Annotated in this window: 13 protein-coding genes; 2 read left to right on the top strand and 11 right to left on the bottom strand. The window is 41.5% G+C overall.

What is annotated here, in order from left to right; translation table 11 throughout:
• Positions 1-2: 2 nt before the first annotated feature.
• From ACK2WI_RS18095 to ACK2WI_RS18105, 3 genes are all read right to left on the bottom strand, one after another.
• Positions 3-773 carry an enoyl-CoA hydratase/isomerase family protein gene (locus ACK2WI_RS18095; RefSeq protein WP_409151871.1) on the bottom strand — a complete coding sequence of 257 codons (771 nt, stop codon included), beginning with the start codon at positions 771-773 and terminating at the stop codon, positions 3-5.
• 1 nt (position 774) lies between these two features.
• The gene (locus ACK2WI_RS18100; RefSeq protein ID WP_409151872.1) at positions 775-3,294 is read right to left on the bottom strand and encodes a DUF5686 family protein; all 2,520 of its coding nucleotides are present in this window, start codon (positions 3,292-3,294) and stop codon (positions 775-777) included.
• Between the two features lie 97 nt (positions 3,295-3,391).
• On the bottom strand, positions 3,392-3,838 hold the full coding sequence (locus ACK2WI_RS18105; protein ID WP_409151873.1) for an RrF2 family transcriptional regulator: 447 nt from the start codon (positions 3,836-3,838) through the stop codon (positions 3,392-3,394).
• A gap of 175 nt (positions 3,839-4,013) precedes the next feature.
• Here ACK2WI_RS18105 and hmpA point away from each other — a divergent pair, with 175 nt between their 5' ends.
• The gene (hmpA, locus tag ACK2WI_RS18110) at positions 4,014-5,222 is read left to right on the top strand and encodes an NO-inducible flavohemoprotein (protein ID WP_409151874.1); all 1,209 of its coding nucleotides are present in this window, start codon (positions 4,014-4,016) and stop codon (positions 5,220-5,222) included.
• A 93-nt stretch (positions 5,223-5,315) separates the two neighbouring features.
• Positions 5,316-5,786 carry a hypothetical protein gene (locus ACK2WI_RS18115; RefSeq protein WP_409151875.1) on the top strand — a complete coding sequence of 157 codons (471 nt, stop codon included), beginning with the start codon at positions 5,316-5,318 and terminating at the stop codon, positions 5,784-5,786.
• 118 nt (positions 5,787-5,904) lie between these two features.
• Here the strand turns inward: ACK2WI_RS18115 and ACK2WI_RS18120 are convergent, their stop codons facing one another.
• The 8 genes from ACK2WI_RS18120 to ACK2WI_RS18155 are packed head-to-tail and all read right to left on the bottom strand — an operon-like array spanning position 5,905 to position 14,166.
• Positions 5,905-7,290, bottom strand: coding sequence for an NADH-quinone oxidoreductase subunit N (locus ACK2WI_RS18120; RefSeq protein ID WP_409151876.1), 1,386 nt, complete (start codon positions 7,288-7,290; stop codon positions 5,905-5,907).
• 20 nt (positions 7,291-7,310) lie between these two features.
• A complete protein-coding gene (locus ACK2WI_RS18125) occupies positions 7,311-8,759 on the bottom strand; it encodes a NuoM family protein (RefSeq protein ID WP_409151877.1) in 1,449 nt (482 codons plus the stop codon).
• 18 nt (positions 8,760-8,777) lie between these two features.
• A complete protein-coding gene (nuoL, locus tag ACK2WI_RS18130; protein ID WP_409151878.1) occupies positions 8,778-10,700 on the bottom strand; it encodes an NADH-quinone oxidoreductase subunit L in 1,923 nt (640 codons plus the stop codon).
• A gap of 31 nt (positions 10,701-10,731) precedes the next feature.
• Positions 10,732-11,061, bottom strand: a complete 330-nt coding sequence (gene nuoK, locus ACK2WI_RS18135) for an NADH-quinone oxidoreductase subunit NuoK (protein ID WP_185218458.1) — start codon at positions 11,059-11,061, stop codon at positions 10,732-10,734.
• Positions 11,054-11,560, bottom strand: coding sequence for an NADH-quinone oxidoreductase subunit J (locus ACK2WI_RS18140; protein ID WP_093099570.1), 507 nt, complete (start codon positions 11,558-11,560; stop codon positions 11,054-11,056). Before ACK2WI_RS18140 ends, nuoK begins: the two co-directional genes overlap by 8 nt.
• A gap of 3 nt (positions 11,561-11,563) precedes the next feature.
• Positions 11,564-12,088, bottom strand: coding sequence for an NADH-quinone oxidoreductase subunit I (locus tag ACK2WI_RS18145; protein WP_093099572.1), 525 nt, complete (start codon positions 12,086-12,088; stop codon positions 11,564-11,566).
• 11 nt (positions 12,089-12,099) lie between these two features.
• Entirely contained in the window at positions 12,100-13,137 is a 1,038-nt protein-coding gene (nuoH, locus tag ACK2WI_RS18150) for an NADH-quinone oxidoreductase subunit NuoH (protein WP_093099573.1), read from the bottom strand.
• 12 nt (positions 13,138-13,149) lie between these two features.
• Entirely contained in the window at positions 13,150-14,166 is a 1,017-nt protein-coding gene (locus tag ACK2WI_RS18155) for a 2Fe-2S iron-sulfur cluster-binding protein (RefSeq protein ID WP_313262001.1), read from the bottom strand.
• Positions 14,167-14,169 lie beyond the last annotated feature (3 nt).

Below are 14,169 nucleotides of genomic sequence, written 5' to 3' on the forward strand. Positions count from 1 at the left end.
GTTCAGAACCTTGGCTTCCTCTTTTCAGTGAATGCACTCAGTCCTTCAGAGAAATCCTCCGATACAAAACATTCGGCAAAGGTCCGGATCTCTAGCCCGTATCCTTCCACCTTTCCCTGGGAGCTGCCGTTTACCGCTACGATGGCCGCAGATACTGCAGAAGCAGATCGGGAATAGATTCTTTCAAGGAGTTTTTGGGACTGGTCAATAAGAAGATCAGGATCAACGATCGAGCTTACAAGGCCCCATCTGTACGCCGCTTTGGCGTCGACCATCTCGCCTGTCAGGATCAGTTCCAGGGCCCTCCCCTTGCCGATAAGCTCGGGTAGCCTCTGGGTCCCTCCATATCCAGGGATCAGACCTAGGGAAACTTCAGGGAGCCCCATTTTGGCGGTAGAGGACGCTACCCTGAAATGGCAGGCCAAAGCGAGTTCCAGCCCTCCCCCTAGCGCAAAACCGTTGATTGCAGCAACCACAGGCTTGGAAAGGTCGGCAATTTTATTCATCAGTTCATGCCCGGACCTCGACATCGCCTCTGCCTCCTCTTTGCTCTTGCCAAGGAACTCCTTAATATCCGCACCGGCAACAAAGGCCTTTTCCCCTGCACCGGTCAATATCAGCCCCCTGACGGACCCATCAGCTTCAGCCCGGCTTACTGCATCCTTCAGTTCCGCAATGGTATCGCGATTCAAGGCATTTAATTTGCCTTCGCGATTAATGGTAATTTGGGCTGTTTTATTCTTGATCTCTAGCGTAATGTTTTGATAGCTCATACTAAAAATTAATATTGATTGAAAACCTTACTCGTTCACTCCTGACATTGGGAAGTCCATTGTAATTCAATCTCCTCACATATTCAACCTTCAGAACATTTAGGATATTGTCAATTCCCACGGTACCTTCCCAATAAGGCTGTCCATTAGGAACATTTGTCAAGATCTCTCCTTCCTTATTGCGGTCGAATTCAACCACATCATTACTAATATACGGGTTATTTTGGTCACTTAATTTACCATAGAACATCTGAGCACCCCATACCTCTCGTAAATTCAATTTCTTGATCAATGGAATCTTATTGAATAAGAATCCCTGCATTTGATGGTATACCCCAACCTTTAAATAACTATCGGCAACAAATTCCATGGGGTTCATCATGTCGAAATCGATTTCATGTCGGTCTTCACGCTGTTTTACGTTCGGTAACTCCAACATTGTGTATGGTAGGGTTCCCCATATTCTACCCCCAACTGCCCTGAGGTCTGCAAAACCAAGTTGATTTAAAAAGAAGCGCTTGGAAGCTGCAGCAGTCAGCTTGTCATAGGCATAGGTCGTATTCCAGAAACCATCCAGACTATGGGTATAGGTCAGGTTGAAAACCGGATGTTTTTCAATGATGGTCTTCCTATTTAAGTTGCGATAATAGAATTTCTCAAAAGGTGCCCATCGCAAGTCCACATGTGCCTCATTGCTCTGGATATGGGTCAGCAACGCCTCTGGGTTTCCTGAGTTGATCAATCGCAAATCACCAACCGTACTCTGGTTTCTATGCGTTAATCCAGTCGTTACACTGAAGTGGTTTCCAAATTCTACAACATGTTGCAATTGATAAGCACGGGTATCAAACCATTTCGTAGGTCTATTCCTTCGAATGGACCTGAAGAAACTATCCCCTTTTAAGAAACCTATCTGTTGACCTGGCTCCATTATATCGTTCTGAACAGATCCTTCAATATAATGGGCTGGGAAAGTCACCACCGAATTACCGTTCAGGGAAACGGCAGATCTCAGAAAGTACTTCAATCGGGCATCATCCAATCCATATGCGACATAACCTTCAAAATACGCTTTGTCCGTCAATGCTTGCGTACTCCTGCCCCCTATCCTGAAACGGTTCCCCTCAATATTATTTTGGCTGTACAGATATTCCAGCGGACCAATCTCAAACATCCCAAGGTTATAGAAACCTTGGGACAACAGGTAGCCTACAGCCAAAAAGGTCTTAAAACTCTTTTTCTGGTTTAGGGTTTCAATGTTCCTGTACGTATTCTGTTCCGCGTTGTTCAACGCAATTGGTCGATTCGGGATGGTTATGTCTGCTTGGGGAAGTATCTCAGTCGGTGGACCTGAAAAAACATTATTCGGGAACTTGGTTCCTAAGCGATAATTGTCGTTAATACTTATGCGATCAGCAAAAACCGTCTCCCCCTTTCGAATTCCGAAAGTCAGAAAAGTCCGGGTGCTGTCCATTAACATGACCCCTGTTTTGTCTTTCTCATAATGAAAAACTATCTCCCCTTCCTTTACCCAGTTAAGGTTGGTTTCCTCATTGATCTTGAGGTTAGCTTTCTTAACAGCATAGGTGCCATCCATACTTACCTGAAGAATACCATTGAACAATAGATCCGTTTTATTCCTTGGTTCGAACTTCAATTGGATAAAATATCCTTCTTCATTGAAGATAGTATCCGTGATATAATACTTATAGAACAGTTTACCGTTATCTGCGATTGGACTCAAGAACTGCTTGTTCAGCATATAGATACTCTCATCATAAACATCTACCTGCTGAAACATGTAGTTCAGGAATTCCTGGATGTTGGGGTTGTTGACATATCGCCTATCAAACTCGGTCTTTTTGTGGGAGGTTATTATCTTTTTAAATTTCGGGGGATCCTTCTTTCCATAGACCTTTGCATTGCTCTCCTCCAAATACAGGGATAGCAGCTTTTTCCCTTCATAACTGGTACTATCGATGTTCCCGAACAGAAAGCCCAGTCCCAACATTCCCTGTTTATTGGAAACCTTAGGGTCAATAAAACCGAATTTAAGCTTATCATATTGATCAAACTCCAGACTGTCCTTTCCAGACAACCTGTTTTGATGTTTATGTCTTATCACCAAATCGATCAACTCGACCGCTTTGTTGTTCCTGTTACGATATTTAGATGTATGGCTAATGGAGACTGCTTCGATCTTATTGGAATCATGGGTCAATTCAAAGACGAGATTGGTAAGTGAATCAGGGATATTGGCGATCAGGGTCCTGAAGCCTAGAGCACGGACTTCAATCTGTTTGGACCGAGAATCCAAACTCAAACTGAAGAAGCCCTTATTATCTGCAGAAGTTGCCCTTTTGGTATCTAAATCCAGAATGGTCGCCCCTGCAACTGCCTGCTTGCTGTCCTTATCCAATACTTTGCCGGAAATGACAGTTTGGGCCAACGAAAGGTTAACCGTGAAGCAATGGACCGATACAAATGCGCACAAAAAATAGAAGAAAGGGGCACTTCTCATAATAAAACCTGAACTTTATAAAGATACAATTTGTTGTGAAAGTTCAAATTATTAAACGAAAAAAGGGGGCAAAATATGTTGTGGACCGAAGGATTTATTATTGATTCTTATCAACACGGTTCAGTTTTAAGCTGCCCAGAATAAGCTCCTCATTGAACTGGCCTAGGGTAATGCTTTTAAGCATCCTTTCCAATTCCGAACGGATGGCCTTAAACTCATTATGCAAAGGACATGGATGTTCCTCGGAACATTGCGGTAAGCCCATGCCACAACCGATAAAAATATCATCCCCATCGATTGCTTTCACCACCTCCGATAGCTTCTTATTCATCTCTACTTCAGTCAGGTAAAATCCGCCGTTCGGACCTTTTACAGATTTCACAATACCACCCTTGCTCAGCTCTTGAAGGATCTTCCCCAAAAAGGGCTCAGGTGATTGGATATTGCTGGCAATCTCTTTTATACCCACTTTTCTGCCAAGTTGTGTTGACTTAGCGATATAAAAGACGGCTCGAATGGCATACTCCGCTGACTTTGAAAACATACCCATTCTCCAAAATTAGGGATAAAAATTGAGAATCAGCCCTATTCCTTACCCGCCCTCGTCTACAACATTCTTTTGTCAGAAACTTAATAAAGGACAAAAAACTCTTTTATTATTTTTATCTTTGTTTTAATTTAATTCAATTTAAATAAGAAACTAGAAAACTATCAACGTAATGACAGAGAATCAAATAGCATTAATTAAAGCGACAGTACCAGTCTTGAGAGAAAACGGAGTATTATTAACAAGCTATTTCTACAACCGCATGTTTCAGCACAACCCTGAACTTAAACATGTCTTCAACATGGGAAACCAACAATCAGGGAAACAACAAACGGCCTTGGCTATGGCAGTCCTGGCTTATGCCGAAAATATTGAAAATCCGTCGGTTCTTTTAGGCGTGGTTGACCATATTGGCCATAAACATACCAGTTTAGACATCCGCCCTGAACATTATCAGATCGTCGGAAACCATCTGATCTCTTCCATTAAAGAAGTTCTTGGCGATGCAGCTACGGACGAACTGTTAGAAGCATGGACCCTTGCTTACAGCCAATTGGCAGATATCATGAGCGGTCATGAAAACGCTCTTTACAGAGCAAAAGTAAATAGACCAGGAGGCTGGACCGGTTGGAGGCCATTTGAGGTCAGAGATAAAGTAATGGAATCCCAAGAGATTACCTCATTTTACCTGTATCCAACCGATCAGGGAGATATCGCTGCCCACTTACCTGGTCAATATATCAGTGTTAGGCTGTTCTTACCAGAATTAAACCTGATCCAACCTCGCCAATACAGTATCTCAAGCTCACCAAACGGCAAGTTTTACCGTATTTCTGTTAAAAAAGAAAAAGGCAGTAAACACCCAGACGGCATGATCAGCAATAGATTGCACGACCATATCCAAGTAGGTGATAAGATCGAACTTAGTTCACCATCAGGTAACTTTGTCTTGAACCAAAAGGAAAACAACAACCCACAAGTCTTTATCAGTGGTGGAATCGGACAGACTCCTCTATTGGCCATGCTTGAGGAATTGATTCTCAATAAAAACAGTACCCAACCGATCGTTTGGGTCCATGGATGTAGAAATGAACAGGTCCATGCTTTCAAAGATAGATTACAGGAACTTTCCGCCATCAATCCATCATTGCAGAATCATCTATTCTATGAACAATTGGAAAAAGAAAGCGCTCATGCAACATCTGGCGTTGTCAATCTCGAAGAAATTCAGGATAAGGTATTGCTGAATGGAGCCAACTACTATCTATGTGGCCCTGCAGGCTTTATCCGCAAACATTATGAATTCCTGAAAGATGCGGGCGTTGACACAGAAGCGATCCATTTCGAAGAATTCGGACCAGCTTCCCTGTCTTTAAATTAATAAATCTGTAGCCCAAGAGTTCAGCTCTTGAAAATAGGCACCCGGTTAATCTGGGTGCCTCTATAGAACAGAATCACCATAAAAACTGGAATCATGGAAACTAAACCTCTGAAAAGACATCCAGCATTAAGGCCTCTTAGTAAGGAACATCATTTCTCCCTTTTGATTTGTTGGAAGATAAGGCGAGGCCTGGAACTAAATATCGACCCTGACCGTATCGGGAATTACTTGATCAATGCTTGGCATCAACAGATCTCCCATCATTTCAATATTGAAGAGAAATATGTTTTTCCAATCCTTGGTTCTGAGAACAAACTTGCACACGAAGCTATTGCTGAACATAGAGCTATAAAAAGACTGATATTGAATGAGCCACATACCGTCAAATCCCTCAACAGAATTGAAGAAAAAATGGAATCCCATATCAGAATGGAAGAAAGACAGCTGTTCCCTCTCATTCAGAGCATAGCTACCGATGAAGAAATGGAATATGTCAGCCTTAAACACGAACATCCAATAAACGAAATGGCTTGGGAAGACGAATTCTGGAATACCAAAGCCTAAAAATCTTCAACAACTACACATCAATACAAAAAGGTCAGGATATCCTGACCTTTTTACTTTATGTCTTCTATCGGACATCAAAACCCATTTTCCAGGTCTTATGTCCATTGTCTGATGTCTATTTAGCTAACCAAATCAACGCATCCGGATAAACTCCCAACACAAAAGTCAGAATTACGGAAAGAACAAATACGATCTGGAAATTAATCGGCATGCTAACGGTCACCTCTTCCTTAGAATCCATGAAGTACATATGAACCACTACCCTTAAGTAGTAATACACACCAACTGCAGCATTGATTGCAGCCAAAACCAACAGTACGGTATGGTAATCATTCATAACATTGGAGAACATCATAAACTTACCGATAAAACCTGCTGTCAACGGAATACCTGCTAATGAAAGCATAGAAATCGTGATACAGAATGCCAACCAAGGACTTCTTTTACCTAGACCATTGAAGGATTCAAAACTATCCGATCCAGCTTGGCGTTTCACCAAGATCAATGCTCCAAAAGAAATAATCGAAGCCAACCCGTAAGCTGCTGAATAAGTTAAGATTCCTGAAGTTGAATTTGGACCGATCGACAAGATTGCAAAAAGCATATACCCAGCATGCGAAATACTAGAATAAGCCAGCATACGCTTATAACTGGTCTGCATAAGCGCAGTCACGTTTCCTATAAACAAGGTAATGATCACCACGGTCAATAAAACCGGAGTCCAAAACTCATTCAATGGAACCAAGACGGTACTGAACAATTTTAAGAAGCCAGCGAATGAAGCAATCTTCACCACGGTACTCATAAAGATCGTGATCAATATAGGAGCACCATCATATACATCTGGAGTCCAGAAATGGAATGGAGCAGCACCAACTTTGAAACACAACCCAACTAACAATAACAAGATACCTCCATAGAACATTGGTGAAATGCCTGTTGGATTATCGATAATATATTGTTTGATCACAGCTAAATCGAATGAACCAGTTGATCCATATAATAGCGTGATACCGAATAGCAAGAAACCAGTAGAAAAAGCCCCCATCAAGAAGTACTTCAACGAAGCTTCATTGGATGCCTTATCGGTCCTTCTGATCCCCGCCAAAATATACAAGGCTACCGACATAATCTCTAGACCGATAAACAGCATGGCGAAATTATGGTAAGAACAAACTAATATAGCACCCGTTAAGGAGAATAAGATTAAGGAATAATATTCTGCGATATTGTCCGAAATAGACTTAAAGTACTCTTTCGACAATAACAGGATCAGAATGGTCAATGCTATACATAGCATCGAGAAAGAAAGGGAAAAATGATCAAAAATAACCATTCCTCTATATAAAGGCTCTGCCTGGACATTCCAATAATAGGTTTCAAACCCAAAGGCAACCAACAAGCCTAATATACTAACAGGCAGTAATGCATTTTTAGCTTTGTACAAGCCTAAATACAAAAGCAGAATACCTAACAAAGAAAGCGTAATAATCGCACCCATAATATATCTTTAAACTCGTACTATTTAATTTGTTGTAATAACTGTGAAACTGATGCCTCTGAAAGATGTAATAAACCATTCGGAAGGACACCTATTAAAATAACTAGAATGACAATGATCGATAATAAGACCACCTCATGGCCAGAAATATCCTTTACCTGGGTCTGATTGTCATTGATCTGACCTAACATGGTTTTCTGATACAGACGTAACATATAAGCGGCAGCAAAAATCAAGGTCGTACCACCAAGAACAGCATACCAAACGCCACTATCGCCACTACCGAAAAGTCCCTTTAACAACAAGAACTCTCCAATGAAACCATTTGTCAATGGCAATCCGATTGCACCCATGATGATCACCAAGAAAGTCACCGCCAGGATCGGCATTTTAATCGCCAGACCACCTAGCTCAGCAAGATCCCTGGTTCCTGTCCTTCTCTGGATAACATCGATTACAAAGAAAAGACCAACAACAGAAATACCGTGATTGATCATTTGCAGGATTGCTCCTTGCATTCCTTCTTGGGTCAATGAAAAAACACCTGCGGCAATAAGACCCACGTGTGAAATAGAAGAGTAAGCAATCAAGCGTTTAGCATCTTTCATTTTGAAAGCGATGATCGCTCCATAAACGACACCGATGATTCCCATGATCAATGCAATATTGCCATATCGAGAAACCGCTTCAGGTGCCAATGGCAATAACCAACGCAATAGACCAAACAGACCCATTTTCAACATGATCCCCGACAAAAGCATGGTACCTGCAGTAGATGCATGAGTATAGGTATCTGGCTGCCATGAATGGAATGGGAACAAAGGAATCTTAATTGCAAAAGCAATAAAGAACGCCCAGAATACCCAACGTTGAGCGGCATCTGTCAGGTCCAATTGAGTCAAGGTTGCCCATGACATATCCTTTCCGCCGGTTTGTTGATATAGATAGATAATCGCAATCAACATCAACAAGCTCCCGAAGAAGGTATATACGAAAAATTTCAAGTTTATTTTGATACGGTTTCCATCTCCCCACAATGCACAGATAAAGTAAATTGGGATCAAAGCTGCTTCCCAACCTACATAAAATGAAAACGCATCCAATGAGATAAATACCAATACCAATCCAGCTTGCATAAAGGAAACTAAACCATAGAATCCTCCCTTTTGCTCATGGCCAAAACTTGCCAAGATGATTAAAGGGACCAAGCCATTTGTTAAGATCAACATAGGAAGGCTAATACCATCCAAGCCTATCTGGAATTGAATCCCCAAGCTCGATATCCAGTTCCAAGATTGTGCAAACTGAATACTTGCATCAGGCACAAACGTACAGATGAAAGGAATTGTTAAGCCTAATTGAATAAGTGACAAGACCAATGCAGCCCATTTAGCAGAGCTGTTCTTGATAAAGGCTAAAATAATAGCACTTATTACAGGTAAAATTAGCAGTATAAAAAGGTTGTCCATTGATTCCTAAATTCTGATCTAGATTGTAAATAATCCATAAAGCATGAAAGCAATAACTCCGATCACCATCATAAATATATAAAACCCAACATTCCCACTCTGGATCTGACGAATGCCCTTCCCTGAAGAAACAAACAATTCGCCAATTCCATTGACTAATCCATCGATACCGGTCTTATCAACAACAGTGTGCAAGAATTTGGACAGTCCATTCAATGGACGAACAAATAAGCTGTCATACAATTGATCGATGTACATTTTATGGTAAGATAGATTATATAGTCCGCCTTGTTCTGCTGAACCATCGGCCCCGGGAATATCTGATTTTTTAATGTACTTATTGTAAGCAACGAAAGCCATAATGATGGCACCTAATGCTGATGCGCCCATTAAAACAAACTCTGTGCTATGTGATAGATGGAATGGTTCCACTACCTGATTAGTTTGTGCAAATACCGGACTTAGGAAGTTAGCCAACCATGCGCCTCCGAATAATGCCTCAGGAATATTGATTAATCCACCCAACACCGACAGAATAGCCAATACGATCAATGGAATAGTCATTGAGCTAGGTGATTCATGCAAATGATGTTTCTGGTTCTCCGTTCCACGGAATTTACCAAAGAAGGTCAGATACAACAATCTGAACATATAGAATGCGGTACATAAGGCTCCAATAAAACCTAACGCCCAAAAGATCGGACTGGCAACAAAGGCATGTGCCAATATCTCATCTTTTGAAAAGAAACCCGACAATGGTGGAATCCCGGAAATAGCTATCGTTCCGATCAACATCGTTGCATAGGTGATAGGCAAGTACTTTTTCAGGCCTCCCATTTTTCGCATATCCTGCTCCTCGCTCATCGCGTGGATTACGGAACCCGCACCCAAGAACAATAAGGCCTTGAAAAATGCATGGGTCAACACATGGAAAAACGCTCCGGTAAAGGCTCCAACACCTAAACCTAAAAACATATATCCCAGTTGAGAGACCGTGGAATATGCCAATACTTTTTTGATGTCATTTTGCGTAATGGCAATAAATGCAGCAACCAAAGCCGTTGCCACACCGATGATCGCAATAACCTCCATGGTAACCGGAGATAATGTAAACATGATGTTTGAACGGGCGATCATATAGATACCAGCAGTTACCATAGTCGCTGCGTGGATCAAGGCCGAAACTGGCGTCGGGCCTGCCATCGCATCTGGCAACCAAGTAAACAATGGAATCTGGGCCGATTTACCTGTTGCTGCAACAAATAACAATAAGGTAATGATCAATAAAGACGTATCGCCCATTGCCAGTTGTCCGGCAGCAGGAAATATCTGTTGAAATTCTAAAGAACCAAAATTGGCCAAGATAAAGAACATGGCGATCAAGAACCCTAAATCACCGATACGGTTCATGACAAAAGCTTTTTTCGCTGCCTTCGCATAATTGCTGTTCTTGAACCAGAATCCGATCAATAGATAAGAACATAAGCCTACGCCTTCCCAACCGATGAACATCACCAAATAGTTGGATCCTAATACCAAAAGCAACATAAAGAAGATAAACAGGTTCAAATACGAGAAGTATTTACCAAAACCTTCATCATTTGCCATATATCCTACAGAGTACAGATGGATCAAAAATCCAACTCCCGTAATGATCAATAACATGATTGAACTCAATGGATCAACCAAAAAACTAATGTTCAAACTAAAACTTCCTGCCGTAAACCAGTTGAATACTTCTTGGAAAATAACACCATCACCCCCAGCTTGTCTTGCATCATAAACCTCCTTGAATAAACCACAGCTTAGTAAAAATGAAATGAGGATTGTTCCGCATCCAATAATTGAAATCAATGGTCTTGGCGTGCTTTTTCTCAGCAGTCCAATCATCAGAAATCCTAATAAAGGAAGTAAGGGGAGCATCCAAATGAATTCTTTCATATACAATTCTCTCTAAAATTCTTATCTATTTTTACCACCTCAGTTTATTCAGGGAATCAATATCCACTGATTTGGTATTCCTATAAACCATAATAATTATCGCTAGACCGACCGCAACCTCTGCAGCTGCCAAAGCCATAATAAAAAACACAAAAACCTGTCCGCTAGGATCCCCACGATAAGCGGAGAACGCAGCCAACAATAAATTCACCGAATTAAGCATCAACTCAATCGACATCATGATAATAATGACGTTCCGGCGAATCAATACCCCGATCACACCGATCACGAAGATGATGCTACAGAATATCAAATAATGATTCAGGGGAATACCCTGCATATTTTCAATTAAACTACCCATTTTGTTTCGCTCGTGTTTCTTTCTTTGCCAATAATACAGCTCCAACCATCGCTGTTAACAACAGGATGGAGGACAATTCAAATGGTAATAAAAAGTCCTTGAACAATACCTTGCCCAGGTTCTTTACCAAACCAATATCTTCATGGCCCTTTACAAACTCATTGTTAGATTCCAATACCCTAAAAGCACCTAAGAATACGGCCAATAGGCACATTCCAGCTATCGCTCCCATAAATTTCACTAAATGGGATTTCATAGGCTCGCTATCTTTGTTCAGGTTCAGTAACATCAGGACAAACAGGAATAATACCATGATCGCCCCCATGTAAACGATAAAATTAACTACGGCCAAAAACTGCGCATTCAATAGAATATAATGCACGGTAAAGGTGAAAAAAGTGATAACTAAGTAGAGTACACTATGTACAGGATTCTTCGTGAAGATGGTCATCAACGCAAAGAATATCGATAGAAACGCTACAAAATAAAATATGGTCATAGGTTATGCTTGCTGATTTTGAGATAATTTGGTGATATCAAACTTTGGTTCCAACAACTTGTCTTTACCATAAATGAAATCCTTACGTAAATAATCTGCAGTAACATGTTTACCGTCTAGGTAAATTGCCTCTTTCGGACATGCTTCTTCACATAGTCCACAAAAGATACATCGCAACATGTTGATTTCATAAACAACTGCATATTTCTCTTCCCTGTACAGGTTCTCCTCCCCTTTCTTGCGCTCTCCAGCAGTCATCGTAATGGCTTCTGCAGGACAAGACAAAGCACATAGGCCACAAGCTGTACAACGCTCCCTGCCCTGTTCATCACGCTTTAAGGAATGCTGTCCCCTAAAGTTCTTTGAATAAGGCCTGATCTCCTCCGGATACTTAATGGTAGGGATCTTCTTGAAGAAGTGTCTTATGGTAATCGATAGACCTTTGGCGATAGCAGGCAAATAAATGCGCTCCCAAAAGTTCATCGGCTTTTGTTCTAATACTTTTTTCCTATTTGATAACGACTGCATATCTCTCCCGATTAAAAGTAAGTATCTTTAACGATGGTAATGATTCCTGTCAAAACGATATTGGCAATTGCCAATGGAATCAACATCTTCCAGCCTAAATTCATCAACTGGTCATATCTGAAACGCGGCAAGGTCCATCTTACCCACATAAAGAAGAAGATGAATCCAAATATCTTCGCAAAGAATACCAATACCCCAATGATGGTGATCCAGTTTTCTGAAAGACCCAGATCATACATAAATGGAAAATTATAGCCCCCGAAATACAACGCTGCCATCAATGATGAGGACACGAACATATTGATGTATTCAGAGAACATATAAAGACCCAATTTCATGGATGAATATTCCGTATGGTATCCCCCAACTAACTCAGTCTCACATTCTGGCAAGTCAAATGGTACACGGTTACATTCCGCAAACGCACAGGTCATAAAGATCAGGAATCCCAAAGGCTGAACCCAGATATTCCAGTTTACAAATCCTGATTGCTGTGCTACGATCTCTCCAATGGATAAAGTCCCGGTCACCATTAATAATGCGATCAAGGAAAGTCCCATGGCAATTTCATAACTGATACTCTGCGATGCCGCACGAATCGCTCCCATTAAGGAGAACTTGTTGTTCGATGCCCAACCTCCTAGCATGATACCATAAACGCCTAGTGCAATAACCCCAAAGATGTAAAGTACACCGATATTCACATCGGCTACCTGCAAGCTGATCGCTTTGTCACCAATGGTCAAGGTTTGCCCCCAAGGAATTACGGCCGAACTGATACAGGCTGTAATAATGGCTATGGTAGGTCCTAAAATAAATAAGGTTTTATGTGCTCCCGCAGGAATGATTTCTTCTTTGAAAAAGAATTTACCACCATCACACAGGGGCTGTAAGATACCAAATGCGCCAGCTCTATCCGGACCGTGGCGGTCCTGCATAAAACCAGCAATCTTACGTTCTGCCAAGGTGGAATACATGGCAATGACCAAGGTAACCACGAATATGATGACAACTAAGATTAATTTCTCTAAAATAAAGGCCGTTTCCATCTTCCCTATTTTCTATTTTAATTTTTCAGATCTTGCTAATTGCTCCACATTGGCTTCCTGCAATACAGGATTGTCCTTGATGACACTTGGAGGATCAAATTGATGATAGTGGTTGGAGGCAATAACCGATTGATCGCTGATCTTGGTCGGCTCATCTAAAATCCACTCATCTGTACGCTTGGTTTCAAACCTGCAGGTATCACAGATAAACTCATCAACCTCATTGTACTCATCTTTTCTTCCCGTCACACGGATCACATCTGGACCTTTGTACCATAATGTCACCTTTCCAGAACATTTTGGACAATCACGGTGGGCATCGACCGGTTTAGTAAACCAAACCCTATTCTTAAACCTAAAGGTCTTGTCCGTCAATGCTCCAACTGGACATACATCGATCACATTACCGATAAAGTCATGATCCAGTGCCTCATGGATATAAGTCGATATTTCAGCATGGTCTCCACGGAACAGAATGCCATGTTCTCTTTTATTGGTCAATTGGTTGGCCACATATACACAACGATAGCATAAAATGCATCGGTTCATGTGCAACTGGATCTTATCACCAATATCAATTCGCTCAAATGTCCTGCGCTCAAATTCATATCTGGTTTTCTCAGCACCATGCTCGTAGCTCAAATCTTGGAGCTTACACTCGCCTGCCTGGTCACAGACCGGACAATCCAATGGGTGGTTGATCAATAACATCTCCACAACCGCCTTCCTGGCATCTACTACATCTGGAGAGGTAATGTTCAGCACTTCCATGCCGTCCATGACCGTTGTACGGCATGATGCAACCAACTTAGGCATTGGTCTTGGATCTTTCTCCGATCCCTTGCTTACTTTTACCAAGCAGGTACGGCATTTTCCGCCTGTACCTTCTAGCTTTGAATAATAGCACATGGCTGGAGGAACGATCTCTCCACCAATCTGCCTAGCAGCATTTAATATCGTAGTACCCGGAGCAACTTCAATCGTTATTCCGTCTATCGTTACTTTTAAATTTTGAACTTCTTCTGCCATTGT

Origin of the sequence: Sphingobacterium sp. BS-2 (assembly GCF_046161205.1) — a bacterium.
Classification (GTDB): Bacteria; Bacteroidota; Bacteroidia; order Sphingobacteriales; family Sphingobacteriaceae; genus Sphingobacterium; species Sphingobacterium mizutaii.